This is a genomic window from Devosia sp. (genome assembly GCF_017307565.1).
In the GTDB taxonomy this organism is placed as follows: Bacteria; Pseudomonadota; Alphaproteobacteria; order Rhizobiales; family Devosiaceae; genus Devosia.
Window position 1 is genome coordinate 1 of sequence record NZ_JAFKHD010000266.1, and the last position, 2,703, is coordinate 2,703.

The 2,703-nt window shown below is 59.2% G+C and carries 2 protein-coding genes and 1 pseudogene; 1 reads left to right on the forward strand and 2 read right to left on the reverse strand.

The genetic code is table 11. The features are described 5' to 3' along the window. Both J0I64_RS08405 and fliI read right to left on the reverse strand, forming a co-directional pair. A pseudogene (locus J0I64_RS08405) lies at positions 1 to 223 on the reverse strand (flagellar export protein FliJ); the annotation flags it as partial. A gap of 54 nt (positions 224 to 277) precedes the next feature. Continuing rightward, complete coding sequence (gene fliI, locus J0I64_RS08410; protein WP_291407137.1) at positions 278 to 1,606, reverse strand: flagellar protein export ATPase FliI; 1,329 nt, start codon at positions 1,604 to 1,606, stop codon at positions 278 to 280. A 421-nt stretch (positions 1,607 to 2,027) separates the two neighbouring features. Here fliI and ctrA point away from each other — a divergent pair. Continuing rightward, positions 2,028 to 2,703 (forward strand): response regulator transcription factor CtrA (gene ctrA, locus J0I64_RS08415; RefSeq protein WP_291407138.1); only part of this gene is annotated, 676 nt, incomplete at its 3' end.

Genomic DNA, 2,703 nt, shown 5'->3' on the forward strand with positions numbered 1-2,703 from the left:
GCTTGTCGCGGCGCTGCAGCGCGGCCTTGGCGAAGGAGGAATAGGCAAAGTGGGCGACGTCGGAAATGCCGGTCTTGGTCTGCTCGATCTCGATCTGCTGATCGAGCTCGGTAGCCATGCGCTCGAAGTCCGCGACCATCATTTCGATCTGCATGACCTGCCGGCGCTTTTCGTCGACATTGAACTTCTTGAGCCGAATGAGGCTCTCACTGCGCGATTTCAAGACCTGTACTCCTTACACACCAAGTCAGTCTCCGGAGAGGCCCCAAGCTTCCCCTCAGACCTGGCCATCTGCCTCGGCGATGATCTCGGCGAGGCGTTGATAGCCCTCGAGGATCGTCGACGTCTCTTCCCGCTGCTGGTTCAAAAAACCTTCCAGCTTCGGGTTGATGGCGATGGCGCGGTCCACATTCGGATCTGACCCTTTGCGGTAAGCCCCCAGCCGGATCAGCTCCTCCATGTCCGAAAATATGGACATGAGCTCCCGCGCCCTTGCCAGCACCGGCCTGACTTCGGCCGGTACGCACCCTGGCATGGTGCGCGAGATGGACCGGAGCACGTTGACGGCGGGATAACGCCCCCGCTCGGCAATACCGCGCTCCATCACGATGTGCCCGTCGAGAATGCCGCGCACGGCATCGGCGATGGGCTCATTGTGATCATCACCTTCCACCAAAACGGTAAATAGTCCGGTAATGGAACCGGTAGAAGGCGTTCCAGGGCCGGCGCGCTCGAGCAATCGTGGCAATTCGGTGAAAACGGTCGGTGGATAACCCTTGGCCGTGGGCGGCTCGCCGATGGAAAGACCGATCTCGCGCTGCGCCATGGCAAAGCGGGTCAGGGAGTCCATCATGCAGAGGACGCGCTTGCCCTCGTCACGGAAATATTCGGAAAGCGAGAGCGAGATATAGGCGGCTTGCCGACGCATGAGCGCGGCTTCGTCGGACGTGGCGACCACGACGACGGCGCGCTTGAGGCCCTCCTCGCCCAGATATTCCTGGATGAACTCATGCACCTCGCGGCCGCGCTCGCCGATGAGGCCAATGACGGAGACGTCGACATTGGTATTGCGCGCGAGCATCGACATAAGCACGGACTTGCCCACGCCCGAGCCGGCGAAGATGCCCATGCGCTGGCCTTCGCAGAGCGTTGTGAAGGTATTGAGCGTGCGCACGCCCAGATCAAGCGGATCCCCCACGCGCACGCGGTCATGCGCGGCAAGCGGGGACTGGCGCAGCGGATAGGATTTGGCACCACGCGCCAGGGGGCCGAGGCCGTCGATCGGCTCGCCATTGGCATTGATGACACGGCCGAGCCAGGCCATGGAGGGACTGACTGAGCCATCGTGGCGCTTGAACACCGCCTTGCAGCCAAGACGCACCCCGCCCAATTCGCCAAAAGGCAGGCAGAGCGCATGGCCATCGCGGAAGCCGATGATCTCGGCGGCCAGGTGTCCGCCATCGCTGCCCTCGATGATGACGCGGCCACCGACGCGCAATTCGCGCACCGGCCCCACCACCTCGATGAGCAGACCCTGGACGGATTTGACGCGGCCAAAAACCTCGACATCGTCGATGGCATCGATCGCCGATATCAGCGCCTTCATTTCGGCCTCGTCCCGACACAAATATGGTTTACGCGCTGCCTCGAATCGAAGCCGGCGCGAATCGCAGGATAACCGAACATTAACCGAATTTCGCTATTGGCTGAGCGTTGGGGCGCTTTGCCCACTCGGCACCGCTTTGCGTCCAAACTCCTGAAATCCACGAAATGCGTGAGTCGATTGAATCGCTTGTAGGTACTTTTTAACGTACTACTTTAAGAAATTTTCATTCATTTTTCTTAGCGATTTCAATAACTTAAACTAAAATTGTCTTACCGACGTTTGCGTATTGCCGAAGCGAATTAAACTTTGTTAACTATTTGGGCTTAGGCTTCAGTCATATCCAGTAGGGTTGGAGCGTGATGGTTGGACTTGTCATCCCATCACGCGGGTTCCAGCAGGAACGAATGACAAGGGGAATATAATGCGGGTACTCCTCATCGAGGACGATAGCGCGACAGCGCAGAGCATCGAACTGATGCTCAAGTCCGAAAGCTTCAACGTCTACACCACCGATCTCGGTGAGGAAGGCGTCGATCTCGGCAAACTGTATGACTACGATATCATCCTGCTTGATCTCAATCTGCCGGACATGAGCGGCTATGAGGTCCTGCGGACGCTGCGCGTCGCCAAGGTGCAGACGCCAATCCTTATCCTGTCGGGCCTTGCGGGCATCGAAGACAAGGTCCGTGGTCTGGGCTTCGGCGCCGACGACTACATGACCAAGCCCTTCCACAAGGACGAACTCGTGGCCCGCATCCACGCCATCGTCCGTCGCTCCAAGGGCCATGCCCAGTCGGTTATCTCGACGGGCGACCTGATGGTGAACCTGGATACCAAGACCGTCGAAGTGCAGGGCGCTCGCGTCCACCTGACGGGCAAGGAATACCAGATGCTGGAGCTCCTCTCGCTCCGCAAGGGCACCACCCTTACCAAGGAAATGTTCCTCAACCACCTCTATGGTGGCATGGACGAGCCGGAACTGAAGATCATCGACGTCTTCATCTGCAAGCTGCGCAAGAAGCTCAGCGTTGCCACCGGCGGCAAGAATTACATCGAGACCGTCTGGGGCCGCGGCTATGTGCTGCGCGAGCCCGATG